This is a genomic window from Paenarthrobacter sp. NPDC090522 (assembly GCF_044769225.1).
Taxonomy (GTDB): Bacteria; Actinomycetota; Actinomycetes; order Actinomycetales; family Micrococcaceae; genus Arthrobacter.
In genome coordinates this window covers 171,557-196,802 of sequence record NZ_JBIVXL010000007.1, presented here as the reverse complement: position 1 = coordinate 196,802, position 25,246 = coordinate 171,557, and the positions used below count along the sequence as shown (strand labels likewise).

Sequence of the window (25,246 nt, the reverse complement as noted above, 5' to 3'; positions counted from 1 at the left end):
CATTAGGAAAAGCGATCTTTTCTGACGAATATTCGTTATCCATCCCGATGTTTTGGAGGCAGCCGTGCTGGACGTCCGCAGGCTCCGTTTGCTGCACGAATTGAAGATCCGCGGGACGCTCGCGGAAGTGGCCGATGCCATGCAGTACAGCCCTTCCTCGGTGTCCCAGCAGTTGACGCTCCTGGAAAAGGAAGCCGGCGTGGAGCTGCTCCGGAAGGCCGGACGCCGCGTGCAGCTCACACCACAGGCGGAGATCCTGGTGGCGCACACAGCCGCGCTCCTGGAAACGCTGGAACGCGCCGAGACCGAACTGGCCGCCTCCCTGTCCACGGTCACCGGAACTGTGCGGCTGGCGGTCTTCCAGTCCGCTGCACTCGCGCTGCTCCCCGACTTCCTCACCATCATGCGCCAGGAGTACCCCGAGGTCCGGGTGGAAATGACACAGCGCGAACCGGAGACAGCCCTCTATGAGACGTGGGCCCGGGACTTCGACATTGTGGTGGCCGAGCAGTACCCCGGTCACGCCGCCCCGCACCACACCGGCCTTGACCGCGCCACCCTGACCAGCGACGCCATCCGGCTCGCCACTCCCCCAGTGGGCCTGGGCGGCGAACACATCGCGTCGATCGCGGACACGGCATCCATGCCCTGGGTCATGGAACCCCGCGGAGCGGCGTCACGCCACTGGGCAGAGCAGGCCTGCCGCTCGGCCGGTTTCGAGCCGGACGTCCGCTACGAAACCGCGGACCTCCAGGCACAGATCCGGCTCATCGAGTCAGGAAACGCCGTGGCTTTGATGCCCGATCTTGTGTGGACGGACATGGAGCGGCCGGTGCAACTGCTTGACCTCCCCGGCCTGCCCGCCCGGACCATCTTCACGTCCACGCGGACAGCAGGGCGGATCCACCCCGCCATCCTCGCCTGCCGCGAGGTTCTGGAGCGGGTGGCGGCCGCGCACCGCCAGTAATCCCGGGCACTATCCCCGGGGCACGCAAAAGGCCCCGGTCCAAGGGACCGGGGCCAACCGCGGAGAATGGGGGATTTGAACCCCCGAGGGCGTTAACCCAACACGCGTTCCAGGCGTGCGCCATAGGCCGCTAGGCGAATTCTCCTTGCTTTCGAACCGAAAGCAGATACCACTGTACCCGAGATTTTCGGCATCGCCCAATCGGGGGTTGGCACTCAGATCAGGCCGCGCTTTCGACCCGCCACTTAACGGAAAAATGGACGCCCCCAACGCGCCCATTCTTGCGGTATCACCGTTGAGCTGCCGGGTCCGGCCCCTCTTGCCCAGGCCCCGCAGCTCACAATCTGGAAATTGCCCCAATCGGTGTACATACTTATGGTCCGCTGTGACTCGCGGATATGCAATGGTTTGGCCGCCATTTGGGGTTCTTTACTGACAGGATGTGCCCATGATGCAGCTCCATGCCCTGGTCGCCTACGTGCCGGCAGACCACGCCGACGCGGTTCTGCGGGCGATCGGAAATGCCGGCGCCGGGCGGATCGGCGACTACTCGCATTGCGCCTTCACGTCCCTGGGGACGGGTCATTTCACGCCCCTCGCGGGAGCCCAACCCTTCATCGGTGAAGTGGGCGTGGCGGAGCAGGTGCCTGAAGTGCGGGTTGAGTGTGTGGTTGCCGAGGACATGCTCGACGGCGTGGTGCTGGCTTTACGGGCAGCACACCCGTATGAGGAACCGGCTTTCATGACCTGGCCGGTACAGGGGTGGCGGTGAGGGTCTGGGCCCCCACATCCGGGGATTCGCCTGCTTGATCGGTTGGGTTCACTACCCAGGCCCTAGGGCGGACCACCGCCCAAGGCCCTGGCGACGGTGGAGATACTGACACCCAGCGTGCTGGCTATTTCGCCGAGGGTCATCTTCTTGAGCCTGAGGTCGCGGGCCGTCTCCAGCTTGTTCTGCGTCGTCGCGGGAGGCCTCCCGCCCAGCCGGCCCCGGGCACGCGCCGCATTCAGCCCGGCCCTGGTCCGTTCGGACATCCTGTTGCGCTCGTACCTGCCAATCGATTCGAAGATCTCAAGGATGAGTTGACCGCACGGGCTCCCCGTATCCAGCCACGGTTCGGCGAGGGCGCGAAACCTGACGCCTTTCCCGGCGAGCGAGGCAACAATATCGGCGAGATCCACCGCACTGCGGCCCAGCCGGGACATGTCGCTGACCATGAGCGTATCTCCGCTCTTCAGGTCCTCGATGCAAGCCCGCCACTGCTCCCTGATTTCAGTAGCTCCCGAGGCGCGCTCCTCATACACCTTCACTGCTCCCGCCGCCTTGAGGGTTGCGATTTGGAACGAAAGCGATGGACCCACCGTCCCTTCCCTCGCGTAACCAACTGAAATATTTCCTTCCAACAATTTCCCAAAAACCTCCCTTTCTTGGGTTTCTCGCTTTTTGATTCAGAGAACGACTTTTGACATGCAAACCCTTTCGTTCAAGCGCATGAAACCCGGCGGGAAGTTTCGTTTGCAGAAATCGACTTTAGAGGGAACCCTCCGGGAGCCGACCACGGAAACCGCTTATGGCCTCCGCACGGCCATTATGACACACGGCGAAGAATGCGGGCCGGAATTGCAAAATCGCTGGTTATGGGGATTTTGCGCTGTTCCCATCGATGGCAATACTCAATTCACGTCAGGCAATCCGCCTGATCACGTTTCCTTCAAAAGGATGGATCACGATGGAAAACAGCTATTCAGCTCCCCGCATTGCCCACGCCGGCTCGTTCCGCAAGGTAACCAACGGAATCTGGTGTGGCCGCTACCGCGACCTCTTCTGCGGCCGCTCCATTTTCAAGCCCTGGTTCTGCTAGAACCTTGAACCACCCCAAGACGGGTCACGCCTCTTTGCGGTAACCCGTGTTGGTTTCGGCAACGGGTTTTGGCAAAGGATCATCCCTTGCACGAGGTGGCCCACCCGGCTCCGAGCCGACTTTCCCGGAATTGACTTTCGGGAATTAGCTGGTGGAACAATGAATTTCAAACCAAGGGAATCCCCGGGTTTGTTCGTTATCCAGCAAACAACTCAGTGAAACCAGACTCTCCAAGGGAAGGAGGGAAAACGATGGAAAACACCTATTACGCTCCGCGCGTCGCACGGGTCGGTTCGTTCCGCAAAGTGACGAATGGTTATTGGTTCGGCCGTTGGCGTGACATCTTCGGCGGTCATGCCTTCATCAAGATCACCATTGGCTAACCCGCGTCACGCCGTTCAGGCGGGAGCCCTACCCTCGGGACGGGGCTCCCGCTCTACGCCACTCTCCATCCTCCGACGAAGACCGCAGGTGCCATCGATTCCATGCATGAATACTTCCTTCCCCACCACGCGTCCGCCGCTGGCCAAGCCGGGTTGATTCCTGCCGGCGCCCAGGCCACCTTCCTCGATCCGGACTACGACTCCGTTGCCCGGCACAGCCGCAACCACAAACCGGCTGAAGGTCCGGAGCCGCGCTACGCCCCTTTCGCGTACGGCTCGCTTTCCACGGCACGGACGCTGTACTGGACCGACATCGAGGGAACCCCCGTCGGATCAACATCCCAGGGCGCCCTGCGTCGTATCGCCAAAAGGAAGCTGGACCAAAACCGCGTCCGGTTGGCACTGTGCTCCAACCTGCCTGGCTTCCTCCGCCACTTGCCCTTTTGGGAAGGTGTTCACGCCGTACAGCCCGGCTTCGCCCTGACATTCAGCGATGGCCGCGCCAAGTCGGTGGACCTCGCACCAGTGGCGGGTGAACCTTTCGCCGACCTGTCGGACGCGGCACATGCCATGTCCGGTGCACTCAAGGACTCCATCGCCGGACGGCTGGCCAGCTACGGAACGGTGAGCGCCGATGTGTCAGGGGGCATGGACTCCACAAGCCTGGCCTTCTTCCTGGACTCTCTGCAGGAAGGGAGCATCTTTTACCACGCGGGCACCGACGATCCGCAGAACCGCGATTCCGAGTTCGCCCGGAGGGCAGCCGACGTCTTGCGTGGGCGACTCATTGAACTGGAATCGCTGACGTCCACCTCTGCCGCCTTCGGCGAACCCGACCCCGCCATGGGTGCCCTCGACGACGGTCCTCCCGGTTGGGCTGCAAACTCCCACCACCTGGGCGCGTTGTTCGCGGATGCCGCCCGACGCGGTGTGCGCGCCCATTTGACCGGGATTGGCGGAGACGAATTGTTCGATCCCCTTCCCGCCATGGCCCTTGGACTTCTCTCCACGTCCTCCTGGAGAGCCGGCGTCCGCGTCCTGCGACGGCTCGGCAAAATGCAACGATGGCCGGCCCTTGCGCTCGGCCGGGCAGTCGCCTCAAAAGTCGGATTCGACACGGAGGTGCTGCGGCGCGCCGGGAATCCAGGCAATCCGGTTGACGGACCCGGCGAAGCCTTCTCGTGGGCTCCGGGGTTCGGCCTGTCACGGTTCGCCACCAAGGAAGCCCGTGAGGCGGTGGCATACAAAGTACGCGAAGGCCTGGAACGGGGAGCAAGACCCCACCACGCTGAACGCTTCAGGCACCAAATAACCGAATCCTTGATGTTCCAAGGCGAGATCGCCCGCCAAGTCAACCATGCGTACAGCCAGTTGGGCGTGGCATGGGAAGCGCCCTTCCTGGACGACCACGTCATACGGCTGGTCCACAACCTGCCTGTCGAAGCGATCCTGGGCGTAGTGGAAAGCAAACCGCTTCTGGCCCGCGCCACCAACGGAGTGGTACCCCGCTGGATCTTCACCCGCGAAGACAAAGGCGAATACAGCTCGGACCTCTTCCAGGAGTTCAAGGCAAGGCGCCGCGAACTGTCCAGGCTGTTCGATGACAGCTGCCTGGTGGACATGGGACACGTTGACCCGACTGCCGTACGGAGTGCGCTCAGCATGCCGGTCATCGGCACGGACGAACTGTATGAACTGGAGCACCTGGCTGGTGTGGAGCGATGGATAAGGAGACTCATATGAGGAAAGCCACCAAGGTGATCGCCGCTACGGATGTTTTTGAACCCGCGCCCAAGCTGACGTTCAACCTCGACGACGACGGCCTGACGGTTTTCGACGCACGCGGCGGCTCGTACTGGCGCGGAAACGCAACGGCGGGAGAGGTGATGGAAGGCATCCGGCTGGGCCGGCCGGTCAACACCCTCATCACGTCCATCGCAGAGGCCTACAAGGTGGACCATGAACGAGTGCGCGAGGATATTCATGCACTCCTGGCAGAACTGGAGCAGCACGGAATCATCCGGCGGGTGCGTCCATGAGCCTGCCCATCGTCCCCCAGCGTGCCATCATGCCCCGGGGACTGGCATTGCTGAGGACACGGGCTGTTGTTGCTTTGGCGTGGCCCATGACCCTGCTTCCCCCGGCGCTGCTCGAGTCAGCCTTCCGGACCGTAGTGCACCGCTCCCGTCCAAGCAGCCACGCCCAGGCGCGCCGCATCCGGGCTGCCGTGTGCGCGGCCAGCTCCCGGTGTGCGGGCGAGGGCTGCCTGCAGCGTTCCATCGCCGTGTTCCTCCTTTGCCGTTTGGAGGGCCACTCCCCGGCGTGGAAGACCGGCTACCGGCTTGAACCGTTCACCGCACACGCGTGGGTAGAGGTGGACGGGGAGCCCGTCGACGAGCCGTCGGCCATCAGCAGCTACATCCCGGTGCTCTCCGTCAGCCAACCAGGAACTGCCTCATGACCATCGAAACCCAGGCTATGGGTTCCCGGCGGGCAGGGCTGGCCGAATTGTTCCGCCACGTCGCCGTCCAGCGCAGATTGCTCGCGGTAATCATCGTCCTGAGCCTCGCCGGGTCCGGTCTGTCCCTCGCACAACCGTTGCTGGTGCGCGAGGTGATCGACCGTGTCACCGGATCGCGGCCCTTGGAACTGTTGCCGTGGCTGGTAGGCGGGCTCGTCGTCGTCGGCGGAATCCTGGGCGGGGTCAACCAATACCTGATCCAGCGCACCGCGGAGACGGCCATCAGGAGGTCAAGGCACGGCCTGATCCAGCACATCCTCCACTTGCCCGTGGCCACACTTGACCAACGCCGCGTGGGAGACCTCGTAGCTCGGGTTACCACGGACACCACTGTGGTCCGCAACATGCTCAGCCAAGGTTTCGTCGAGTCCTTCGCCGGCATCTTCACTGTCATTGGTGCACTGGTTTCCATGTTTTTCCTGGACCCGATCCTGCTGCTCATTGCCGTGGGCGCCGCCGTTGCCGCGGTCATTGCCGTGGCCTGGGTGACATCCCATATTGAACGTGCCAGCCTGGGTGTGCAGAACTCCCTCGGCAAGCTTGCGGCCTCAATGGATCGCGCCATCAGGGCGACCCGGACGGTCCGTGCCGCCAACGCCACGACGCACGAAGCGCGCCGCGTGGAGGACGACGCCACAGGAGTGTGGAAGGTCGGACTCAAGGTTGCGGCCACAACCGCACTCGTTTCGCCCATCTCGTCCATCTCCACACAGGCCACGTTCCTCGCCGTCATCGGCGTGGGAGGCTGGAGGGTGGCGTCCGGAGCACTGACCGTGGCCGACCTGGTGTCCTTTATCCTCTTCCTGTTCCTCCTGATCGTGCCGCTCGGTCAGCTCTTCGGTACCGTCACCGCCATTGGCGAGGCCCTGGGCGGAGTGGCCCGGATCAACGAAATCCTCCGGCTTCCCGTGGAGAACGACCAACCAAAGCGTGGGCCTTCCAACAACATTGGCGACTCGAGCCTGGTGTTTGAGCGCGTGGGTTTTGAATACACCGACCACGACGGCGGAGAGCCGGACCGGCAGGCTACGCTCAGCGATGTCTCGTTCCGGGTGGAATCCGGGCAAACACTGGCCATCGTCGGCCCCTCCGGAGCCGGCAAGAGCACCATCCTGAACCTCATTGCCCGCTTCTACGACGCTTCGGCGGGCCGCATCCTCTTCGGAGGCGCCGACGTCGAAACCATCACCCGCTCAGCAGTCCGCTCGCGGATTGCCTACGTTGAACAGGACGCACCGGCGCTGGCGGGAACGCTGCGTGACAACCTCAGCATCGGCAATCCAAACGCCACTGATGCGGACATGGTGTCCATCCTTGAGCACTTGAACCTGGGGTCCGTGCTCCGGCGGTCAGGGCACGGGCTCGACGCCGGAATCGGAGAGGGAGCCGTCCTGCTGTCCGGCGGCGAGCGCCAGAGAATCGCGGTGGCCCGGGCACTCCTGGGAAACCCCGCGATGCTGATCCTGGACGAATCAACATCCAACCTTGACGGCGTCAGCGAGGACCGGGTCCAGGAACTCATTGCCGGGCGCGCGCCCGGGTGCACCCTGGTGATCGTTGCCCACCGGTTGGCCACCGTGCAGGGCGCTGACATGATCCTGGTCCTGGACCGGGGCAGGGTGGCCGCCTCGGGTACGCACGCGGAGCTGGTCCGGAACTCACCCTTGTACCGGGAACTCGCCGCCAAACAGTTCCTCAACAGGGAGTCCGACGGCGGGATAGAGGCCGACGGCGGGGCGCTGCCTTACGCGCACGACGCCGTTGGTTGAGGCAGCCGGGGACATGCCAGCCCGTGACCAAAAGTGGACCGTGACGCTTGCGCGCGCTGTCAGGGCGGAAAGCATCAAACTCCTGACGCTGCCGTTATTCCTTTACACAGCAGCTGGAACCGTCCTGCTGAGTATCGGCTTTTCATGGATCACCACCGCGTTGGTTGCCTCGGCACTGGCGGCGGGAAAACCCGAAGAGACCGGTGGATTGGACGCGGGGAGCGCATTCCTCACAATCCTTCATTTCGGCCAGATAGGCGTCATTCTGTTGGGCGCGTGGACAGTGCACCAGGAGCTGGACTCCGGTTCGCTCCGCAGCACCCTCATTGCCGTTCCGCAACGCTCCGCGGTTTTCGCTGCCAAGGCCTTGGTTGTTTCCGGTGGCGTACTGCTGACGGCAATCCCCAGCGTGGTGGGATCAACGGCGGTCCGGTGCGTTGCCGTGGACTGTTCCACCGGGGATGCCCGGATAGCGCCCGACGTCCTCCTGGGTGTGGTCCTCTACTGGATCCTCATTGCCCTCTTCACTTATGCCCTGTCCGTCATCCTCCGCAGCGGCCTGGCAGCGATGAGCGCGGTCCTGGCCTTGGCCCTGATCGTGTCCACGTATCTGCTTCCCATCACCCCCGCAGCGAAGTTTCTTCCGGACCAAGCCGGCGCGCAACTCTACCAACGGCCTCCACTGCCCGTTGATGCCCTGGGGCCGGTGGGAGGTGGGCTGGTCCTGCTTGCCTGGGTGGCGGCCGCAATGGGTGGTGCCGTGGTGCTGTTCATCCGCCAACCGGTCCGAAGTTGAGAACCAAGGGAGAAGAATCCAGTGATTGAAATCAAGAACCTGTGCAAGCGATACGGGAAATCGGCCGGCATAGAAGATGTCACGCTGACCGCCGAGCCGGGAAAGGTGACGGCCTTCCTTGGACCCAACGGCGCGGGAAAGTCCACCACGTTCCGGCTGCTCCTGGGGCTGGACCGCGAGGACAGCGGATCGGCGCTGATCGAGGGAAAGCCCTACCGGGACTTCGCCTCGCCCCTGTGGACCATCGGTGCACAGTTCGATGGCTCCGGCGCGCACAAGGGCCGCACCGCACGCGCCCATCTCACCTGGATGGCCCAGTCCAACGGCATCCCCACCTCGCGCATCCCTGAGGTCCTTGAATTGGTAGGCCTTAAGGACGCGGCCGGGAAACGCGTTGGCAAGTACTCCCTGGGGATGGGCCAGCGGCTTGGAATCGCAGCGGCTCTTCTGGGCGATCCCCGGATCGTGGTCCTCGACGAGCCAACCAACGGTCTGGATCCTGACGGCATCCGCTGGATCCGCATGCTCCTGCGCAGCCTCGCCGAGGCGGGCAAGACCGTCCTGCTCTCGAGCCACCTCATCAACGAGGTGGAGCACATGGCAGATCACGTAGTGGTCATCTCCCAGGGCCGTATTGTGCGTTCGGGCAGTGTTCCAGACCTGGTTGCGGGCTACCCGGACCTCGAGTCGGCGTACTTCGGGCTGACCGGCAACCCCGCGCTCGGACGTGCGTCGTGAGTGCGCCCGCCATCACCAGGAGCCCTCCCCGGCTCCTGGTCTCGGAACTGACGAAACTCATCACGCTGCGGACGGTGTGGATCAGCGCCCTGGTGACTTTCGCCGTCGTCGTCCTCATAGGGTGGTCACAAGCGGGGCCGGTGGCGGAAGGGCTCCGGCGCCACGATCCGGATCTGGCACCTGGCGCAAGCCCGGCGACCGTCGGCTTCGACTGGGTGGCGCTTGGCCTCATCGGGATCATCGTCATCGGAGTCATTTCAGCGAGCAGCGAGTTCGTCTCAGGGCAGTTGCGTTCCAGCATGGTGGCAGTCCCCCAACGTTGGCGCCTGTACATAGCCAAGTGTGCGGCTTTGATGCTGTTCACCACCGCACTCGGTTTGGTGACCATCCCCTTGTTGAGCTTGTTGTCGCAGGCGGCCATCGGTGAATTGTCCGTGTTGGACGGCGGCTTTCCGGCAGAGTTGGTTTTCCGCTGGCTGGGCGCCATCGCGTTCTGGGATGCGTCGGCGTTGATCGGGTTCTCGCTGGGCATCCTGCTGAGGCAGGGCTTGATCCCCCTGTTCCTGCTGATCGTCCTGTCCCAGCTCTCGCTGATGCTCCTTCTTCTGGGACCCGCGCTTGCGTACCTGCCAACCATCGCCGGAGTCCAATTGTTCGACGCCGGTTTGGTCACCGGTTCGTTCCCGAACGCTGCCCTCGGGCTTCCCGTGGCGGCCACTGGAACTGCTGCCTGGACGGTCGGTTTGCTTCTGCTGGCCGGCTGGAAGTTCGTGGCCCGGGACGTCCGGAACTAGCCGGTACAGCGGCACGCCGCCACCCGCCATCGGGCGTTTTCCACACCCCTCACCAGCCGATTCGAACCCCGAAGTAAGTTCGGGTAAGCTTGTCGACGGCCCCTCATGTGGCGTCATCCTGTTGAACTCCCCCAGGACCGGAAGGTAGCAAGGGTAGATGGGCTCTGGCGGGTGCATGAGGGGTCTCTTATTTAAATGTCAGTCCCTATAGGTAGGTTTCCCCTGTGACTGTTACAACTGCCCTGTACCGACGCTACCGCCCGGACTCGTTCGCGGACGTTATTGGGCAGGAACACGTCACGGAGCCGTTGATGACGGCGCTGCGCAAGAACCGCGTCAACCACGCCTACCTCTTCTCCGGTCCCCGCGGCTGCGGCAAGACCACCTCCGCGCGCATCCTGGCCCGTTGCCTGAACTGCGCCGAGGGTCCCACCGATACCCCCTGCGGCACATGCCCCAGCTGCGTTGAGCTGGCCCGCGGCGGTTCGGGTTCCCTGGACGTTATCGAGATCGACGCCGCCAGCCACGGTGGCGTGGACGACGCCCGGGATCTCCGCGAGCGCGCTACGTTCGCTCCGGTCCGCGACCGCTACAAGATCTTCATCATCGACGAGGCCCACATGGTCACGTCCGCCGGGTTCAACGCTTTGCTCAAGATCGTCGAAGAGCCGCCGGAACACATCAAGTTCATCTTCGCCACCACGGAACCTGACAAGGTCATCGGGACCATCCGCTCCCGGACGCACCACTACCCGTTCCGTTTGGTGCCGCCCGAGCCGCTCATGAAGTACCTGGAACTGTTGTGCCACCAGGAGAACGTCCCGGTGGCCCCGGGTGTCCTTTCGCTTGTGATCCGGGCCGGCGGCGGTTCCGTCCGTGACTCGTTGTCCGTCCTGGACCAGCTCATGGCCGGCGCCGGACCCAACGGCCTTGACTACGAACTCGCGGTGGCCCTCCTCGGTTACACCCACGCTTCGCTGCTGGACGACGTCGTTGATGCCGTCGCCGCCGCAGACGCGGCAACAGTGTTCCGCGCCGTGGACCGCGTGATCCAAACCGGCCATGATCCCCGGCGCTTCGTCGAGGACCTGCTGGAGCGGTTCCGCGATCTCATCATCGTCCAGGCCATGCCGGAGAGCGCCCAGGCAATCCTCCGTGGCATGCCCGAGGACCAGATCGCCCGCATGCGCAACCAGGCAACCAACCTGGGCGCCGCCGAGCTCTCCCGGGCCGCGGACGTCACCAACACCGCCCTTACCGAGATGACCGGCGCCACCTCCCCGCGCTTGCACCTGGAACTGCTCTGCGCCCGCATCCTGTTGCCCAGTTCCGAGCAGACGGAGCGGGGAATTGCCGCGCGCATCGACCGCGTGGAACGTCGCCTTAACTACGCGGGCGACGCCGGGACTCCCGCTCCCGCCGTCACGGCGCCCTCGGTTGGGGCTGCTTCCGCCGCGTCGGCAGGCAACGCTGGGTCCGGCGTCCTGCCAGCGGCACCTGAACCGCAGCAGGCAGCGCCCGCGCCGTCAGCGCGCCCCGCTTCCCAGGCGCAGGCTGCACAGCAGCCGGGTCCGTCCACTCAAGCCACATCGGCCCCGGCGGAGCAGCCGGCACCGGCACAGCAATCCGCAGCGCAGGCGGCACCGGCACAGCCGGCCTCCGCAGAATCCCGTTCCCCGCTCACCGCTCCCCGGGTATCCACCAACGACTGGCCCGTGGAAGACCGGACGGCTTCTACGGCGCGCCCCACGCAGGAAACCGCAGGTGCGGCCGTGCAAGGCGGGTACCCCCAAGGCAGCAACGTCCAGGGTTCAGGCTCAACGTCGCCAGCTGATCAGTCCCGCACCGCCACCCCACCAACGGCACAAACACCGCCACCCGCAAACGCGCCCACCCGCAGCCCTGAGCGGTCCAACCCTGAGCCGTCGAGCCTCGCGCCTGTTAACACGGCCCCGTCCAACACGGCACCGTCGAACCCTGCTCCGTCGAACGCACCCACCGGTGCCGGGGACGTCGAGGCTCTTCGTCGTGCGTGGCCTGAAGTCCTGCAAACCTTGACCAAGATCAAGCGCAGCACGTGGGCCCTCGTGGAACCCAATGCCCAGGTTGCCCAGTTCGACGGCCAGGTCCTGACGCTCGCCTTCACCACAGGCGGCCTCGCGGGAGCCTTCGGCCGTGCCGACCATTCGGAGAACCTTCGACAGGCGATCCATAAAACCATCGGCATCGACTGCCAGATCGTGGCAGTCGCTGGCGGCAACAGCTCAGCGAGCTCTGAGCCAAACCCAAAAGCGCCTACTAGCCGGGAAACGCCGGCTCCGCCTGCTCCGGGGCCGGCGTCCGTGCCGGGACAAGCACCCGCGCCGGCACAAGCACCCGCGCCGGCACAAGCACCTGCGCCGACGCCTCCCACTGCACCGTCGACGCCCAGCGCCGTCTCGGCCGTAGATACGGCCTGGGGACTGGCGCCCGCAGGCGCAGGCACCTCAACTGGCAGCAAGCCTCCCGCACGCGGCGGCAGCAACCCGCCTGCGCCGGGCGGCATCCACGCGCCCAACCCCTACCCCGCTGCAGAGCCGAACCACACCGGCACGACCAACCCCGGCCCCGCCGCCACTGCCGAGCCCAGCCCCGCCGCGCCCAGCCCTGCCAACCCCAGCCCCGCCGCGCCCAGCCCTGCCAACCCCAGCCCCGCCGTGCCCAGCCCTGCCAACCCCAGCCCCGCCGTGCCCAGCCCTGCCAACCCCAGCCACATCGGCTTTGCCGATGCCGGCCGCCAGGCTGCTCCGGACACGCGCACCACCGCCACTCCGGCAAGCAGCACCCAACCCTCAAGCGTCAGTGGCCCACCCTCAAGCGACCATGGCACAGCCCACACGGGTAACGCCGCGGAGGAGGCCGCACCAGCCTCCTCCGGCGGGCCGAACACCCCCGGTTCGCACGAAACCACACAGGCGCCCACGGCACAGCCCTCCATCCCGGAGTCGGCGGGCGATTACTCCTACCCCGACGACGATTGGGGTCCCCCTCTGGATGAGGATGCCCCGCCCCTGGACGAGGAACCGCCGATGGATTGGGAGCCGTCCCCCCGGTACGGCTCCGCCACGACGAATCAGTCCGCAGCAACCAACACCCGCCAGGCACACACCGGTCAGTCACACGCAGGTCAGGCAAACCCTGTCCCGGCGCCAAACCGGCCAAGCACCCCTGGCGCCGGAACCACCAACCACGGCGGCGCTGATACCAGCAAAGCCACAGGCCCCAACAGCACCACCACCCCACCGGACACCTCCCAGGACCCGTGGTCCCGGGCCGTCGAGCACGCCCCGGGCACGTGGGTGGTCGGCACGGAATCCAACGTCGGCGCCAAGTCCACCCAGCCGGCCGAGGAAGCAGCACCGGCCAGCGTCCCGGACTACGAACCGGCAGCCGCGCAGGTCCCGGACACCGCGGAGTACGGCCGCCCAACCAGTGGCGAACAGACCGGACCGTCCGGCTGGGACGTCGCACCGGCGTCGGACTGGCCAGGAACTGCGGGCGCACAAGCCCCAGCCCCCGCCGCATGGCCCTCAACAGCAGCGTCAGCTGTGCCCCAGGAAGCGCGAGGCTCCGTCGCGACGCTCGAGGAGGGTGCGCCGTCGGGAAGGCCGGTCAAGCAGAGCCTGTATCAGCGGCTGACCAACAGCCCGGAAGCCCAGATGGGTCGTGTCCAGGTGCCCGCCCGCACGCAGGTCCAGCAAGAACCCACGGCTGAGGACATCCCCAGCCCCGAAGACGAAACCATCGAGGAATCGCGGGTGTTTGGGCGGGCCGCCGTGGAGCGTATTCTGGGCGGAAAGCTGATCGAGGAACGAGCCTTGGACGGCTCGCCCCTCCACCAGCGCTGACGGTGCACTCAGCCCGCAAGCAACTAAACGAACGAGGAAATTGTGTACGAAGGTGCAGTTCAAGAGCTGATTGACGAGCTCGGCCGGCTTCCCGGCGTGGGCCCCAAATCGGCGCAGCGCCTGGCGTTCCACATCCTTGAGGCAGACCCCGAGGACATGAAGCGGCTGGTGGCTGCCATCACCACGGTCAAGGAGCGGGTGAAGTTCTGCTCGGTCTGCTTCAACGTGACCGAGCAGGAGACGTGCAACATCTGCCGCGATCCGCGCCGGGATCCCTCGGTGATCTGCGTGGTGGAAGAGTCCAAGGATGTCCTGGCCGTCGAGCGTACCCGCACCTTCCGCGGCCGGTACCACGTGCTGGGCGGCGCGATTAATCCGATCGCGGGCGTGGGACCTGCACAGTTGAGGATCCGCGAGCTCCTGACCCGCCTTAATGATGGCGCCATCCAGGAGATCATCATTGCCACGGACCCCAACCTTGAAGGCGAGGCCACGGCAACGTACTTGGCCCGCATGTTGAAGACGATCGGGATCGCGGTGACCCGGCTTGCGTCCGGCCTGCCCGTGGGCGGAGACCTTGAGTACGCCGATGAGGTAACACTCGGCCGCGCGTTCGAGGGTCGCCGCAACGCTTTGGCATAGACGGGTTTAGACCCCCGCTGACGGCGGACGCCTGGACTGCGCCAACCGCCCTGGCACATACACTGACGCAACCACCGCGCTTTGGAGCGCCAGTCCCGTGAGGGCAACGGGCAGGGTGGGCGGCAGCCCGTCGCTGGATTCGCCGCCGAGGCACGGCACGTCGCGCTGGGGGCCGTCGGCTGCCCACTGCAGACCAGACAGTACCCAGGCGAGTTCGTTGTCTTGCGTCATTGATCCGGCCGCCACGCTTCCGAAAACCATGGCCGGGTTGCTGGCGGCTATCCACGCCACCCGGTCCGTGTGCGCAACCTCCACCGAGTGCAACTGTCCCACGCACTCGTAGGCAGTGATCCGGCCGGCATCGTCGCGTTCCACGTTCACCGGAACGGAAGCCTGCTCCACTGACATGGTGGAAGGGAGCAGCAGGACGGTGAGTACAAAGTTGCCGGCACCAAAGAACACCAGCAGCAATCCCAGCAAAATGGCGCCGGGAGCCACACTGGCAAAGCATGCCCTGAGGCCCGCACCCATGAGCCCGAACAGCGCCACTTCCACGGCGGCAACCACGACGGCGGCACCCGCCATCGCGATCGGCCCACCGCTGCCGGCGCCCACCAGGGCAAGGACGATCCCGGCCGGCACGGCGAACGCAGCACCGCGCAGGAGTCCCACCATGAGTGCGATGAGGAAGCGCGACGCTGCGCGTCGAAAGCCCCACACCGCGCCCAGGACAGCTGCGGCAATGGCCAGCCATGCGCCCATGACCAGGTACACGGCTGCGGCAACCGGCGTCGAAAACCAGGCATTGGACTCCCCGAAAGCGATGAGGCCCGCCGCGAGGCCCCAGGAGGCCAGGATTCCGAGTCCGCAGGCCAGCCAGAACCACGCCGACCCGAATGATGCCCGCGCTTCACCCCACGCAGTCCAGGCCGCGTCAAGCATCACGGCCATGGGACCGGGCCTGGGAGGGCTCGGCTCGTCATCGACCACGTCTTCACGGTGCGGGAAACGGTCGTCGATCACGCCGCTGCCACCGATCAGTTCATAATCGGAATCGCTGCCCTGCGTGGAGTCCTGCCCGGGGCGGGCCACCGGCTCCTCAGGAACCTTGCGCACGGGTGCTCGCTAGCGTCATAAAGTGGATGGTACGCCGGGTGTTGCCTTGCCGAAACGCCCAGTTTAACCGCCATTTGGTCACAATTCCTATGCGGACAGTCCGCGGCGATAAACTTTCCAAATAAGCTACGCGGGCGTGCGCAAATTGGTGCGTGCCGCGTTCGAACCCTATTGATGCAGTGAGGGTGCGCGCATGACTATGCCCACTACCGAAGTGAAAATCGAAGAGCTCCCTGACGGGGCTGCCATTACCAAGCAGCTGATCGTTCAGAAGTTCGGCGGTTCCTCGGTCGCCGACGCTGATGGCATCAAGCGTGTGGCCCAGCGCGTCGTGGACGCACAGAAAGCCGGCAACGAGGTTGTGGTTGTTGTTTCCGCCATGGGCGACACCACCGACGAGCTCCTGGACCTCGCAGCGCAGGTCACTGATTCCGCGCCCGCCCGCGAAATGGACATGCTGTTGTCTGCCGGTGAGCGCATTTCCATGGCGCTGCTTGCCATGGCCATTAATAAGTTCGGTGCCTCTGCCCAGTCCTTCACGGGCTCGCAGGCCGGCATGATCACCGACGGTATCCACGGCAAGGCCCGGATCATCGACGTGGACCCGCACCGCATCCGCACCGCCTTGGACAAGGGCCACATTGCGATCGTGGCCGGCTTCCAGGGCATGAGCCGCAGCACCAATGAGATCACCACCCTGGGCCGCGGCGGTTCGGACACCACTGCCGTCGCTTTGGCAGCTGCCCTCGAGGCGGATGTGTGCGAGATCTACACGGACGTTGACGGCATTTACACCGCAGATCCCCGCGTTGTGTCCTCGGCACAGAAGATCGACCGCATCTCCAGCGAGGAAATGCTTGAACTTGCCGCTTCCGGTGCCAAGATCCTGCACCTGCGCTGCGTCGAATACGCACGCCGCTTCGGTGTGCCGCTGCACGTCCGTTCTTCATTCAGCCACCACGAAGGCACCTGGGTCATTCCGGGCGCCGACGAAAAGTTCAACATTCAAGAGGGAGTTGCCTTGGAGCAGCCAATCATCTCCGGCGTTGCGCACGACCGGTCCGAAGCCAAGGTCACCGTAGTCGGCGTTCCGGACATCCCCGGCAAGGCCGCAGCGATCTTCCAGGTCATTGCCGATGCCCACTCGAACATCGACATGATCGTCCAGAACGTCTCCACCCACGGAACGGGCCGCACGGACATTTCGTTCACCCTGCCGATCGTCGAAGGCGCCGACGCCCTGACCGCATTGCGCGCCGCCGAAGGCCAGATCGGCTTCGAAAGCATCGAGTACAACGAGAACGTTGGCAAGCTCTCCCTGATCGGCGCCGGCATGCGTTCGCACCCGGGCGTTTCGGCCACCTTCTTCAAGGCCCTCTCCGACGCCGGGATCAACATCGACATGATCTCCACCTCGGAAATCCGCATCTCCGTAGTCACCAGCGCCGACAAGCTGGACGCTGCTGTCATCGCCATCCATAACGCCTTTGAGCTCGACGGCGAAGCGGAAGCTACCGTCTACGGCGGCACCGGCCGCTGACCCCAGCGAAAGCAACGCAAACGCACGACGGCGACTGCCGCCGTCGTGCGCTCGAAGGACCGGAGCAAGCGCTCCGGTCCTTCGGCGTTTTGTAGCGGGATTGCCACCCCAGGGGCGTACCGCCACGACCCACTTTGGGACCGGCCCCGCTGGACACGCCGCGTTTTCAGGCCTCTCCTGGTTTGTCCCCGTTCAAAGTCGGTGGTGGCGACACGGCCGGGAGGAGTGCTAGGCGGACCCGTCAGGGGCCAGCAGCACGTCTACCAGCTTTCGGAGCCCCTCCGCCATGTCCACGTCCTTGTCGTAGAGCCACTGGAGCTGCAGCCCGTCGAAGGCGGCGATGACCAGCCGGGCAAGCGTCAGGGAATCCACGTCCACCCTGACCTCGCCGTCCCGCTGGCGGCGGGCAATGTCCTCGCTGACCTCGCGAACCACGTTCTGGTAGCGCTCCTTGAAGTAGCCGTGGGAGTCATGCCCGGGATCGTTGGCGGTGGCGGAAGCGACGGCGTAGAGCGTAGTCAATCCGGGCTCGCGACGGTTCCGTTCAGCGATGGGGGCCATGAGACGGACCCCCACCTCGGACTCTCCGCTCACTGCAACGGAGCGGCGGTCCCTCTCGGCCAGGACAGCAGTGAGCAACTCCTGCTTGCCCTTGAAGTAGTGGAACAGCGTGGCTTCCCGGACTCCGACCAACTCAGCGACCCGCTTGAGCGCGGTCCCTTCGAACCCCTCAGTGGCAAAAACATCGGTGGCCGTCTGGATGATCTGTTCCCGGCGCTCCGCACCTTTTGCATACTGGCCGCGCGTCTTCGAAGTTGACATTGGTTCAGTGTATTTCACCGTCCCATCATCAAAATCTAGTCAGACTCGGTTTTGACGGGTACAGTGAAAGCAGAGGTCCACGAAGCACAAAGGAGTCACGTCATGAACCCCGCCCTCTCCCCCGCGGTGACCACCCCGACCGCCGGTTCACCCGATACCGAGGCGCGCATCCGCGAATTGGCGCAGAGCCTGTCCCTTGAACAGCAGGTGCAGTTGCTGACCGGAGCCGATGTGTGGTCCACCCACGCCATCCCGGAGATTGGCCTGAGCCGCATCGTGATGTCCGATGGTCCCGCGGGTGTCCGCGGCGAGGACTTCGATGAGCGTCACGACTCCATTTCCCTGCCCTCATCCTCGGCGCTGTCCGCCACGTGGAGCGTCGAAACAGCCCGCCGCTACGGCCAGGTCCTGGGCCAGGAAGCCCGCCGCAAGGGTGTCCACGCCGTTCTGGGCCCCACCATCAACCTGCACCGCTCCCCACTGGGCGGACGCCACTTTGAATGCATGAGCGAGGACCCCCGGCTTACGGCCACCATCGCCGCAGGATATGTGGAAGGCGTGCAGTCCATGGGTGTAGGCGCCACACCCAAGCACTACATCGCGAACGAGGCCGAAACGGACCGCTTCACGGCCGACTCCGTGGTGGACGAGCGTCCCCTTCGCGAGCTCTACCTCGCGGCCTTCGAGGACGCCATCACCGAGGCCCGTTCGTGGCTGGTGATGAGCTCCTACAACTCCATCAACGGAACCACCGCCAGCGAGAACAAGCTCCTCGAGACCCCGCTCTCCACAGAATGGGGATTCGACGGCGTCGTTGTTTCCGACTGGACCGGCGTCCGCTCGGTTGAGGCCGCGAACGCCCACCAGGACCTGGAAATGCCCGGCCCCGCAGGCCACTGGGGCCCCAAGCTCCTGGCCGCCATCAACGCGGGAAAGGTCAGCCGCGAAGCCATCCTGGAGAAGGTCACCCGCATCCTGCGCCTGGCAGCACGCGTGGGCTCCCTCGAAGGCTTCACGCCCGCTGTCACCACGCCGCCAGCCGAACTGAACGGAGCCGCCGTCGCACGTGAAGTAGCAACGCGCGGCGCTGTACTGGTCCGCAACCAGGGCATCCTCCCGCTGGACTCCACGCAACTCACGAGCGTGGCCGTCATTGGCCACAACGCCGATGAGGCCCGCACCCAGGGTGGCGGCAGCGCCACGGTCATGCCGAAGCACACCGTCTCACCTTTGGAAGGGCTCAGGAAAGGACTGCCCGACGGCGTCCAGGTCACCTACTCGCGTGGCGCCAAGGTAGCCGAAGGCCTCCAGGCATTCCCCCGCACGGCAATCCACAATCCGGTTTCCAACGTTCCGGGTATTCGGGTCACCTTCTTGGACGCGAACGGCGCGGTGATTTCGGGCGAGGACCGGCTGGCTACGCACCTCATTTGGTTCGGCATCGGCATCCCCGAAGGCGCCGCAACCATCCGCATGGAGACCGACTGGACTGCGGAGAGCTCGGGTATCCACCACTTGGGAATCGGGACGGTGGGCCAGATCAGCTTTGCCTTGAACGGCGAGGAAGTGTTCAACAGCGAGCTTGAGGACGATACCGATGTCCTCGGCGCCGCCCTGTTCGATCCGCCCAAGACGGTCCACGCCATCCAGGCAGCTGCCGGCGAGGTGGTCCGGATCGAGGCCGAGTACCAGTTGCCGAAGCAGCAGGTCATCCCGTTCACGGCCATCCTCCTGGGTGAGGAAACCGTGGTGGAGGACCCGCAGGCCGAGATTGATGCCGCAGTTGCTTCCGCCAAGGCTGCGGACGTGGCCGTGGTGGTGGTGGGCACCAACGCAGCCATCGAATCCGAGGGCTTCGACCGGAAGAACCTTGACCTCCCCGGACACCAGAATGAGCTCGTGGCAGCCGTTGCCGCCGCCAATCCACGCACTGTGGTGGTGGTGAACTCGGGTTCACCGGTCCTCATGCCGTGGCTGGACGATGTGAGCGCCGTGCTCCTGGGCTGGTTCGGCGGCCAGGAGTTCGGCCACGCCATCGCGGACATCCTGATGGGCAACGAGGAGCCCGGCGGCCGCCTCCCTACCACCTGGCCCGCCGCACTGGAAGACGTGCCCGTCCTCAACACCACCCCTGTGGACGGAAAAGTGGTCTACTCCGAGGGCATCCACGTGGGCTACCGCGCCTGGCTCAAGCAGCAGGCAGAGGGTGGCGCCGCTCCTGCGTTGCCGTTCGGTTTCGGCCTGGGCTACACCACGATCGAACTCGGCAAGGCCCACGCCCCGCAGTGCGTCCCCGCAGGCAAGGATGTAATGGTGCACGTCCCGGTGAAGAACACGGGCACCCGCACCGGCCGCGAAGTGGTCCAGGTGTACCTGGCCCGCAAGGATTCCTCCGTGGAACGCCCAGTCCGCTGGCTGGCAGGATACGCAGGGACGCATCTGGCCCCGGCCGGCACGGACAGCGTCGAGGTGAGGATTCCAGCCAAGGCTTTCGCCCATTACGACGGCGGCTGGCAGTTTGAGCCGGGCACGTTCACCCTGCTGGTGGGTCGCCACTCGGCTGACGACTTCCAGGAATTGGAGATCGAACTGCGCTGAATCCGCCGTGACCGCTGCCACTTTGGGGACCTTCATTACCGTGGTTTTCCCCACATGTAGCTTCTTTACGGTATGGTATGGAATTTTCATGGCATGCTGTACGTTGCATAGCCGTAACTCCCCTATCTGAAGAGGCAAGAAAACAAGTGGCAGCCGATTACGACGAACTCCGCACAGACGTCAAAGAAAACCAGGAGCAGTCCCTCCAGGCGCTCCAGTCCGCCAGCGCCCCTACAGCCAAGAGCGTTGTGCTGGAACTCGACGAGACCGATGGCCTTGACGCCAACGGCCCCGGCGGCGAAATCGTCGCCGAGGAACTCGTCATCCAGGTCATTCCGCAGGCAAGCGACGAGTTCACCTGCAACTCGTGCTTCCTGGTCCGCCACCGTTCGCAGATTGCCCGCGAAAAGGATGGCGTCGCCTACTGCACTGACTGCGAAGGCTAAGACGACCCACCACCCGGGCGGTCTGATCGTCGTCAGGGAGTGCCGCCGTCGGGATTTAACTGCGGAAGGACCGGAGCACCTGCTCCGGTCCTTCCGCGTTTAATCGATCAGGCCCCCGAGCCCGGGCCGTCCACGGTCCCGCCGGGACCCCCGACGGGCCGGCCAGGAGCCCCAACCGCCCGCTGCCGGCGGTGATTGGCAATCCTCAACTGGAGGATCCGCGCGCCACCAGCGAGGGCCACCAGGACTCCACCGCCCACTGCGGCGATGAACAGGGTGGTCCCGAGGGCCAAGGATCCTTCCAGCCCGAAGAACCGCACGGTCACCCGGTCTTGGTTCTGTACGAAAAAGACAATCAGCAGGACCAGCACCACCAGCCCCACTGCCACCGCCGCCCACACAGCGGCCGTGCGGGTGGGCCGCCGGGATTCCACGCCGTTCGATCCCACAGCGTTGGGAGGCACAGCTCGCCGTGGCGCTTCACTGGGGGCTGGTCCCGTTTCTGCCGGCATACCCGCGGCACCGGCCGCGGCGTCATCCTGAAAACTCATGCTTGGCCCCCTGTCCCACACATCATTCACCCTGCCATCTAATAATAAGCATGCTGATTGACGGGCGGAAGGAGTGCGCAGAAGAGGGGCCGGTCCATGTGGATCGGCCCCTCTGCGTCATTTCATTTCATGCTGTAATCGGTACTCGTGGGCCCGGGGTCATCGTTCCGGACCGCGTAGTGGTGCCCTTCGGAATCCGTTTCGACATCGAAGTGCTTGAGGTCTTCCTCGGAGGCAGTCTCAAAATCATCGTGCTTGTGCACCACAGGCGAGTCCGTGTCCCCGTGCGTCGCGGGGCCGAAAACGAACTGCAGCCTCTCGGTCACATGCTGGAAGCCTTCCAACTTGCGTCCCATATCTTCCACCTCCCCTCCACAGGAAAATGAAAAACGGCAGGTCCGGTGAGCGCCGTACCAGTGAGCCAATTTTACGCCCGGCGGCAGGAAAAGGCGCTAGAACGCCTGCCCTGTGGCCCTCACCATCACCTCGGAAACGTCGACGCCGGGTGGCTGGCCCAGCGCCCACAGCATGGTTCCAGCCACGGACTCGGGAGGAATCGAAGCGTCCGGCGACTCACGCCACAAAGGCGTATCCACGTGCCCTGGAGCAATGTGCAGGACCCGTACCCCGGTCCCCACCAATTGCTGCCGGAGCGACTCCGCGTAACCAGTGACAGCCCATTTGGTGGCCGTGTAGAGGTTCCCCGGATAGACCTTCCGGCCGGCGGTGCTGCCGATCAGCACCACATGCCCACGGTTCTCCATCAACTGGGGCAGGGTGGCTTTTGCAAGGATTGCCGGACCGTAGACGTTGGTCAGCACCATGTCACGCCACAGCAGGGGATCGCCATTGGCGAGGTCCCCGGGAGAAGAAAAACCCGCATTGGCAACGGCGACATCGATCCCGCCTATAAAGCCGCTGGCGTCAGCAACGGCGTCGCGCATTTGCTCCCAGTCACCCGCATCCGCCACAACTCCCCCAAGCCGTCCGGAGGCATGCGAGGAAGCCAGCAGAGCATCAAGCTTGACGGGGTCGCGCCCCGTAGTAAACACGGAGTGCCCTGCCCGCAGGGACTCCCGCACCAGGGCGGCACCGATCCCGCTGGTGCCGCCCGTGACCAGGATGCGCAGCATCAGGAAGGATCCGCGATGCCGACGTAACGGGTCTCCAGGAATTCCTCGATGCCCTCAAAGCCGCCTTCCCGGCCGAGCCCGGATTGCTTCACTCCGCCGAACGGCGCAGCCGGGTTGGACACAATGCCCGTGTTCAGCCCGAACATCCCCACATCCACCTTCTCGGACAGCCTGATGCCCCGGTTGAGATCGCGCGTGTAGGCGTAGGCAACAAGTCCGTATTCGGTGTCATTGGCCAACGCAATGGCTTCGTCTTCCGAGTCAAAGCAGACAATGGGTGCCACGGGACCGAAGACCTCCTCGTGGAGGATCCGCGCATCGGCGGGGACATCAACCAAGACAGTGGCCGGGTAGAAGTAGCCGGGCCCATCGGCGGGCGAACCACCCGCCAGCACCGAGGCACCACGCGAAACGGCATCCGTCACAAGCTCATCCACCTTGGCTCGGCTCTTGGCATCAATGAGCGGCCCGATGTTGGTCCCCTCAGCGGAACCTCGCCCCAAAACCAAGGAAGACATCCGCTCAGCCAACCGGCGGCTGAACTCCGAAGCCAGCGATTCATGGACAATGAACCGGTTGGCGGCCGTGCAGGCCTCGCCCATATTCCTCAGCTTCGCCAGCATCGCGCCGTCCAGGGCGGCGTCCAGATCAGCGTCCTCGAACACCAGGAACGGCGCGTTTCCGCCGAGTTCCATCGAGGTGCGGAGCACTTGGTGGGCCGAGTCCGCAATGAGCTGCTGGCCCACGCCCGTGGAACCGGTGAACGACAGCTTGCGCAGGCGGTTGTCCCGGATGAGCGGTCCTGTGACATCTCCTGGCCGTGTGGTGGGGATGACGTTCAGGACGCCGGCCGGAAGGCCCGCTTCCTGCAGGACCTGCGTCAACAGGAGTGCCGTGAGCGGAGTGAGGTTCGCCGGTTTGAGCACCATGGTGCAGCCAGCTGCGATGGCGGGTGCGATCTTCCTGGTGGCCATGGCCAACGGGAAGTTCCATGGGGTGATGAACAGGCAGGGACCTACGGGACGCTTGGTGACCAGCAGCCGGGATTTGCCGTCCGGTGCGGTGGAGTAGCGTCCCGAGATCCGGACAGCCTCTTCGGAGAACCACCGCAGGAACTCGGCCCCGTAGGCAACTTCACCGCGGGATTCAGCCAAGGGTTTGCCCATTTCCAGGGTCATCACCAAGGCAAACTCATCGGCCCGCTCGGTGACCAGTTCGAAGGCACGCCGCAGGATCTCCCCACGTTCCCGCGGCGGAGTTGCCGCCCAGGATTCCTGGACGCGGGCGGCAACAGCCAAGGCCCGCTGTCCGTCCTCGGGTGAAGCGTCAGCAATCCTGGTGAGCACAGCGCCGGTGGACGGATCCTCCACAACGGAGGCACCGCCGTCGGACGCGTCCGTCCACTGGCCGTCAATGAAAAGCCGCACCGGCAGCGAGGCAAGCAGCTGCCGCTCGGCATCAGTCAGGGCATCAAGCTCAATGGTCTTCTCCACTTAGAGCGCTTTCTCGAGGATGGTACGGATTTCGACGGCGGTGGGTGGCACCGGCGTGTTGTTGATGACGGCATCGGCCAGGGTGTCTTCGACCAAGGAGTCGAGGTCGGCGTCAGCGACGCCGAAGTCGGCGAGCCGGGCGGTCATGCCCACCTCCCGGGCCAGCGACGCAACGGCGTCGACGGCGGCAGCAGCGTTCTGCTCGATGCCCGCCGAGGTGTCCCCGACGCCCAAGGCGAAGGCCAGCCGGGCGGTCCGGTCCAGGCGGTTCCGGAGGTTCAGCCGCAGGACATCCTCGATGACCAGGCACAGGGCCAGTCCGTGGGGAATGTTGAAGCGTCCCCCGAGCGGGTGGGCAATCGCGTGGACCAGGCCCAGTCCCGTATGGGAGAAGCCCACGCCGGCAATATGGGAGGCGAGGAGCAGCTGGGAGCGGGCTTCGAGATCGGATCCATCGGCAACGGCCCGTGGCAGGAACTCGGCCACGGTGGAGACCACCTGCAAGGCGATGCCATCGGAGTACGGGTTGGGCCGGATGGACGAGTAGGACTCGATCGCGTGGGTCAGCGCGTCCATGCCAGTCGCGGCCGTTGCCTTGGGCGGCAGGCCCAGCGTCAATTCGGGGTCCAGCACCGCAGCCTTCGGCAACGCGGAGGCGTGTCCCACATAGAACTTGCGGTGGGCGTCAACATCGGTGACCACGCCGAAGGCGTTCACCTCGGCACCGGTACCGGCGGTGGTGGGCACGGCAACAATCGGCAACGCCAGGTTCGGGAAGTGGTTGCTGTAGTCCAGCCCTGCTCCCCTGGCCGGATTCACGGCACCCAACGAGATGCCTTTCGCGGCATCCATGGACGATCCTCCGCCAACAGGAACCAGGACGTCCACACCGGAGGCGGCTGCCTGATCCGAGCCGGCGTCCACGCAGGTGGTGGTGGGGTTGGGGGTCACGCCATCGAAAACGCTGACGGACAGCCCGGCCGCTTCCAAGGATGCCCGCACGGCAGACACAACGTCCGTGGTGGCAAGGAAGGGGTCCGTGACGATCAGGGCTGACTTGGCGCCGAGGGAGGCAACAATCCCGCCAATCTCAGCCACGCGGCCGCGCCCAAAATAAGCCGTCGGCTTCGGATCGAGCGTCAGCTCCGTGGAGGCCAGCTCGGCGTGGACCTGCATACGTGTCTGCAT

24 protein-coding genes, 1 tRNA gene and 1 other RNA gene are annotated in these 25,246 nt (G+C 64.9%); 17 read left to right on the top strand and 9 right to left on the bottom strand.

Annotated elements, in window-relative coordinates:
• The first annotated feature begins 64 nt into the window (after positions 1 to 64).
• The gene (locus ACIQT2_RS11305) at positions 65 to 967 is read left to right on the top strand and encodes a LysR family transcriptional regulator (RefSeq protein ID WP_400336221.1); all 903 of its coding nucleotides are present in this window, start codon (positions 65 to 67) and stop codon (positions 965 to 967) included.
• A gap of 60 nt (positions 968 to 1,027) precedes the next feature.
• Here the strand turns inward: ACIQT2_RS11305 and ACIQT2_RS11300 are convergent.
• Positions 1,028 to 1,112: transfer RNA gene (locus ACIQT2_RS11300), tRNA-Ser, on the bottom strand.
• A gap of 303 nt (positions 1,113 to 1,415) precedes the next feature.
• On the opposite strand from ACIQT2_RS11300, the gene ACIQT2_RS11295 reads away from it, so the two are divergent.
• Complete coding sequence (locus tag ACIQT2_RS11295; protein ID WP_402946360.1) at positions 1,416 to 1,739, top strand: hypothetical protein; 324 nt, start codon at positions 1,416 to 1,418, stop codon at positions 1,737 to 1,739.
• A 62-nt stretch (positions 1,740 to 1,801) separates the two neighbouring features.
• Here the strand turns inward: ACIQT2_RS11295 and ACIQT2_RS11290 are convergent, their stop codons facing one another.
• Positions 1,802 to 2,371 (bottom strand): recombinase family protein, encoded by a 570-nt coding sequence (locus tag ACIQT2_RS11290; RefSeq protein ID WP_402946358.1) that lies wholly within the window; start codon positions 2,369 to 2,371, stop codon positions 1,802 to 1,804.
• A 326-nt stretch (positions 2,372 to 2,697) separates the two neighbouring features.
• Between ACIQT2_RS11290 and ACIQT2_RS11285 the strand changes: the two genes are divergently transcribed.
• From ACIQT2_RS11285 to recR, 12 genes are all read left to right on the top strand, one after another.
• Positions 2,698 to 2,829 (top strand): keywimysin-related RiPP, encoded by a 132-nt coding sequence (locus ACIQT2_RS11285; protein ID WP_397323659.1) that lies wholly within the window; start codon positions 2,698 to 2,700, stop codon positions 2,827 to 2,829.
• Positions 2,830 to 3,080: 251 nt separating this feature from the next.
• Complete coding sequence (locus ACIQT2_RS11280; RefSeq protein ID WP_400336226.1) at positions 3,081 to 3,212, top strand: lasso RiPP family leader peptide-containing protein; 132 nt, start codon at positions 3,081 to 3,083, stop codon at positions 3,210 to 3,212.
• Positions 3,213 to 3,314: 102 nt separating this feature from the next.
• Entirely contained in the window at positions 3,315 to 4,955 is a 1,641-nt protein-coding gene (locus tag ACIQT2_RS11275; protein WP_402946355.1) for an asparagine synthase-related protein, read from the top strand.
• Complete coding sequence (locus tag ACIQT2_RS11270; protein ID WP_400336230.1) at positions 4,952 to 5,251, top strand: HPr-rel-A system PqqD family peptide chaperone; 300 nt, start codon at positions 4,952 to 4,954, stop codon at positions 5,249 to 5,251. The genes ACIQT2_RS11275 and ACIQT2_RS11270 overlap by 4 nt, the downstream gene beginning before the upstream one ends.
• Positions 5,248 to 5,673, top strand: coding sequence for a lasso peptide biosynthesis B2 protein (locus tag ACIQT2_RS11265; protein WP_402946353.1), 426 nt, complete (start codon positions 5,248 to 5,250; stop codon positions 5,671 to 5,673). Before ACIQT2_RS11270 ends, ACIQT2_RS11265 begins: the two co-directional genes overlap by 4 nt.
• Positions 5,670 to 7,502, top strand: coding sequence for an ABC transporter ATP-binding protein (locus ACIQT2_RS11260; protein ID WP_402946351.1), 1,833 nt, complete (start codon positions 5,670 to 5,672; stop codon positions 7,500 to 7,502). Before ACIQT2_RS11265 ends, ACIQT2_RS11260 begins: the two co-directional genes overlap by 4 nt.
• Positions 7,503 to 7,542: 40 nt before the next feature.
• Complete coding sequence (locus ACIQT2_RS11255) at positions 7,543 to 8,298, top strand: hypothetical protein (protein ID WP_402946349.1); 756 nt, start codon at positions 7,543 to 7,545, stop codon at positions 8,296 to 8,298.
• A gap of 21 nt (positions 8,299 to 8,319) precedes the next feature.
• Positions 8,320 to 9,036 (top strand): ABC transporter ATP-binding protein, encoded by a 717-nt coding sequence (locus ACIQT2_RS11250; protein WP_400336237.1) that lies wholly within the window; start codon positions 8,320 to 8,322, stop codon positions 9,034 to 9,036.
• Entirely contained in the window at positions 9,033 to 9,830 is a 798-nt protein-coding gene (locus ACIQT2_RS11245; protein ID WP_402946347.1) for a hypothetical protein, read from the top strand. The genes ACIQT2_RS11250 and ACIQT2_RS11245 overlap by 4 nt, the downstream gene beginning before the upstream one ends.
• Positions 9,831 to 9,924: 94 nt before the next feature.
• An RNA gene (gene ffs, locus ACIQT2_RS11240) (signal recognition particle sRNA small type) lies at positions 9,925 to 10,021 on the top strand.
• Between the two features lie 33 nt (positions 10,022 to 10,054).
• Positions 10,055 to 13,717 (top strand): DNA polymerase III subunit gamma and tau, encoded by a 3,663-nt coding sequence (locus tag ACIQT2_RS11235; protein ID WP_402946345.1) that lies wholly within the window; start codon positions 10,055 to 10,057, stop codon positions 13,715 to 13,717.
• A 42-nt stretch (positions 13,718 to 13,759) separates the two neighbouring features.
• The gene (gene recR, locus ACIQT2_RS11230; RefSeq protein ID WP_402946343.1) at positions 13,760 to 14,359 is read left to right on the top strand and encodes a recombination mediator RecR; all 600 of its coding nucleotides are present in this window, start codon (positions 13,760 to 13,762) and stop codon (positions 14,357 to 14,359) included.
• A gap of 6 nt (positions 14,360 to 14,365) precedes the next feature.
• Here the strand turns inward: recR and ACIQT2_RS11225 are convergent, their stop codons facing one another.
• Positions 14,366 to 15,475: a hypothetical protein gene (locus ACIQT2_RS11225; protein WP_402946341.1), complete on the bottom strand. Its 1,110-nt coding sequence runs from the start codon at positions 15,473 to 15,475 to the stop codon at positions 14,366 to 14,368.
• A 193-nt stretch (positions 15,476 to 15,668) separates the two neighbouring features.
• On the opposite strand from ACIQT2_RS11225, the gene ACIQT2_RS11220 reads away from it, so the two are divergent.
• Positions 15,669 to 17,015 (top strand): aspartate kinase, encoded by a 1,347-nt coding sequence (locus ACIQT2_RS11220; RefSeq protein WP_397323637.1) that lies wholly within the window; start codon positions 15,669 to 15,671, stop codon positions 17,013 to 17,015.
• Positions 17,016 to 17,243: 228 nt separating this feature from the next.
• Here ACIQT2_RS11220 and ACIQT2_RS11215 read toward each other — a convergent pair whose 3' ends face one another.
• Complete coding sequence (locus ACIQT2_RS11215; RefSeq protein WP_400336244.1) at positions 17,244 to 17,837, bottom strand: TetR/AcrR family transcriptional regulator; 594 nt, start codon at positions 17,835 to 17,837, stop codon at positions 17,244 to 17,246.
• Between the two features lie 102 nt (positions 17,838 to 17,939).
• On the opposite strand from ACIQT2_RS11215, the gene ACIQT2_RS11210 reads away from it, so the two are divergent.
• Positions 17,940 to 20,435: a beta-glucosidase gene (locus ACIQT2_RS11210; protein ID WP_402946338.1), complete on the top strand. Its 2,496-nt coding sequence runs from the start codon at positions 17,940 to 17,942 to the stop codon at positions 20,433 to 20,435.
• 146 nt (positions 20,436 to 20,581) lie between these two features.
• Positions 20,582 to 20,881: a DUF4193 domain-containing protein gene (locus tag ACIQT2_RS11205; protein ID WP_211713967.1), complete on the top strand. Its 300-nt coding sequence runs from the start codon at positions 20,582 to 20,584 to the stop codon at positions 20,879 to 20,881.
• Between the two features lie 107 nt (positions 20,882 to 20,988).
• On the opposite strand, the gene ACIQT2_RS11200 is transcribed toward ACIQT2_RS11205, so the two are convergent.
• From ACIQT2_RS11200 to ACIQT2_RS11180, 5 genes are all read right to left on the bottom strand, one after another.
• Positions 20,989 to 21,432 carry a lipopolysaccharide assembly LapA domain-containing protein gene (locus ACIQT2_RS11200; RefSeq protein WP_400336247.1) on the bottom strand — a complete coding sequence of 148 codons (444 nt, stop codon included), beginning with the start codon at positions 21,430 to 21,432 and terminating at the stop codon, positions 20,989 to 20,991.
• Between the two features lie 122 nt (positions 21,433 to 21,554).
• Positions 21,555 to 21,788 carry a hypothetical protein gene (locus ACIQT2_RS11195; RefSeq protein ID WP_400336249.1) on the bottom strand — a complete coding sequence of 78 codons (234 nt, stop codon included), beginning with the start codon at positions 21,786 to 21,788 and terminating at the stop codon, positions 21,555 to 21,557.
• 96 nt (positions 21,789 to 21,884) lie between these two features.
• Positions 21,885 to 22,565 (bottom strand): SDR family oxidoreductase, encoded by a 681-nt coding sequence (locus ACIQT2_RS11190; protein ID WP_402946335.1) that lies wholly within the window; start codon positions 22,563 to 22,565, stop codon positions 21,885 to 21,887.
• A complete protein-coding gene (locus ACIQT2_RS11185) occupies positions 22,565 to 24,058 on the bottom strand; it encodes an NAD-dependent succinate-semialdehyde dehydrogenase (protein WP_402946333.1) in 1,494 nt (497 codons plus the stop codon). Before ACIQT2_RS11185 ends, ACIQT2_RS11190 begins: the two co-directional genes overlap by 1 nt.
• The gene (locus ACIQT2_RS11180) at positions 24,059 to 25,246 is read right to left on the bottom strand and encodes an iron-containing alcohol dehydrogenase family protein (protein ID WP_402946331.1); all 1,188 of its coding nucleotides are present in this window, start codon (positions 25,244 to 25,246) and stop codon (positions 24,059 to 24,061) included.

Excerpts from the sequence above, each read along its gene's own strand:
- ACIQT2_RS11215 (WP_400336244.1), bottom strand. The coding sequence starts at position 17,837 with ATGTCAACTTCGAAGACGCGCGGCCAGTATGCAAAAGGTGCGGAGCGC.
- ACIQT2_RS11180 (WP_402946331.1), bottom strand. The coding sequence starts at position 25,246 with ATGCAGACACGTATGCAGGTCCACGCCGAGCTGGCCTCCACGGAGCTG.
- ACIQT2_RS11190 (WP_402946335.1), bottom strand. The coding sequence starts at position 22,565 with ATGCTGCGCATCCTGGTCACGGGCGGCACCAGCGGGATCGGTGCCGCC.
- ACIQT2_RS11270 (WP_400336230.1), top strand. The coding sequence starts at position 4,952 with ATGAGGAAAGCCACCAAGGTGATCGCCGCTACGGATGTTTTTGAACCC.
- ACIQT2_RS11285 (WP_397323659.1), top strand. The coding sequence starts at position 2,698 with ATGGAAAACAGCTATTCAGCTCCCCGCATTGCCCACGCCGGCTCGTTC.
- ACIQT2_RS11260 (WP_402946351.1), top strand. The coding sequence starts at position 5,670 with ATGACCATCGAAACCCAGGCTATGGGTTCCCGGCGGGCAGGGCTGGCC.
- ACIQT2_RS11275 (WP_402946355.1), top strand. The coding sequence starts at position 3,315 with ATGCATGAATACTTCCTTCCCCACCACGCGTCCGCCGCTGGCCAAGCC.
- ACIQT2_RS11280 (WP_400336226.1), top strand. The coding sequence starts at position 3,081 with ATGGAAAACACCTATTACGCTCCGCGCGTCGCACGGGTCGGTTCGTTC.
- ACIQT2_RS11210 (WP_402946338.1), top strand. The coding sequence starts at position 17,940 with ATGAACCCCGCCCTCTCCCCCGCGGTGACCACCCCGACCGCCGGTTCA.
- ACIQT2_RS11200 (WP_400336247.1), bottom strand. The coding sequence starts at position 21,432 with ATGAGTTTTCAGGATGACGCCGCGGCCGGTGCCGCGGGTATGCCGGCA.
- ACIQT2_RS11220 (WP_397323637.1), top strand. The coding sequence starts at position 15,669 with ATGACTATGCCCACTACCGAAGTGAAAATCGAAGAGCTCCCTGACGGG.
- ACIQT2_RS11195 (WP_400336249.1), bottom strand. The coding sequence starts at position 21,788 with ATGGGACGCAAGTTGGAAGGCTTCCAGCATGTGACCGAGAGGCTGCAG.
- ACIQT2_RS11265 (WP_402946353.1), top strand. The coding sequence starts at position 5,248 with ATGAGCCTGCCCATCGTCCCCCAGCGTGCCATCATGCCCCGGGGACTG.
- ACIQT2_RS11295 (WP_402946360.1), top strand. The coding sequence starts at position 1,416 with ATGATGCAGCTCCATGCCCTGGTCGCCTACGTGCCGGCAGACCACGCC.